The organism is Psychroflexus sp. MES1-P1E, from assembly GCF_002836055.1.
Lineage (GTDB): Bacteria > Bacteroidota > Bacteroidia > Flavobacteriales > Flavobacteriaceae > Psychroflexus.
The window spans coordinates 1-1107 of record NZ_PJBS01000302.1; the positions used below are offsets into that span (position 1 = coordinate 1).

At 30.7% G+C, this 1107-nt stretch carries 1 protein-coding gene and 2 pseudogenes; all 3 read left to right on the top strand.

The features are described 5' to 3' along the window. Positions 1-184: pseudogene (locus CXF67_RS09910) on the top strand (tRNA-binding protein); the annotation flags it as partial. A 135-nt stretch (positions 185-319) separates the two neighbouring features. After that, the gene (locus CXF67_RS09915; protein ID WP_257984654.1) at positions 320-739 is read left to right on the top strand and encodes a transposase; all 420 of its coding nucleotides are present in this window, start codon (positions 320-322) and stop codon (positions 737-739) included. A 188-nt stretch (positions 740-927) separates the two neighbouring features. Then, positions 928-1107 (top strand): annotated as a pseudogene (locus CXF67_RS18475) (IS3-like element ISElsp1 family transposase); the annotation flags it as partial.

Sequence of the window (1107 nt, forward strand, 5' to 3'; positions counted from 1 at the left end):
AACTGACCTTTATAATCCTAAAGATTTAATTAGTAAACAAGTAATAGCAGTTATAAATTTCCCACCTAAACAAATAGCAAATATTATGAGTGAATGTCTTGTTCTAGGAGGAGTTGGTGACAAGAAAGAAGTAACTCTAATTGAACCTGAAAGAAAAGTTAATAATGGAACAAGAATTGGATAAAAACTGTGCTTAACAACTCATGAAATTTATGCTCAAATCGGATTTAGTACAAACCGACAAACATTCAATAAAAATATTGCTCGGCGGAAAAATCTCCAATTTTTACGTCGCACAAATCTTATAAAATACCGTTGTATGCTATTCTGCCCCGTCCTGAATAAAGGCTACATAATTTTAAACATTATGTACAGAAATGACAAAGTAATTAGACGTTACAGTGAACCTTTTAAATTAAAAATTTTAGCCGAACTTAGTGTTGGAAAGTACACAAAAAGTGAACTTTGCAAACTCTATTCTATTGCACTTACAACAGTAAATGTGTGGATTAAAAAGTACAATCGTAAAGATTTAATGAATACCAGAGTAAAAGTGGAAACTAAAGACGAAATATCTAGAATTAAAACGCTTCAAAAAGAAATTGAACAGCTAAAAAAACTACTACTAAAAAAGGATCTCGATGCTATGGTACAAGATTCTTATCTAGAAGTAGCATCTGAAGATCTAGGCTACAAATCTGTTAATGAGCTAAAAAAAAAGCTAAGTATAAAGCCTTAATCAAAGCCAAAGAAAAATCTAAGGGATTTGCTTCTTTAACTAGTATCTCTAATTGTTTTGGGCTTAAACGTGATGCATATTATAAATACAAATCTAGAGCTGCTATACCTTTAGAACTAGAACAACAGATTATAAACATCGTTAGAAAAAGACGCAAATCCCTTCCTAGAGAAGGTGCGCGTAAACTTATGAAATCATTAAATCAAGAATTTATTAAAGCCAATCTTAACGTTGGTAGAGATACTCTTTTTAAGGTACTCAGAAAGTATAAAATGTTAACGCTTAGAAAGAAATCTGGTGCTAGAACCACAAATTCGTATCATCGTTTCTATAAGTACAATAATAGTATAAAAGACATAGAAATAACA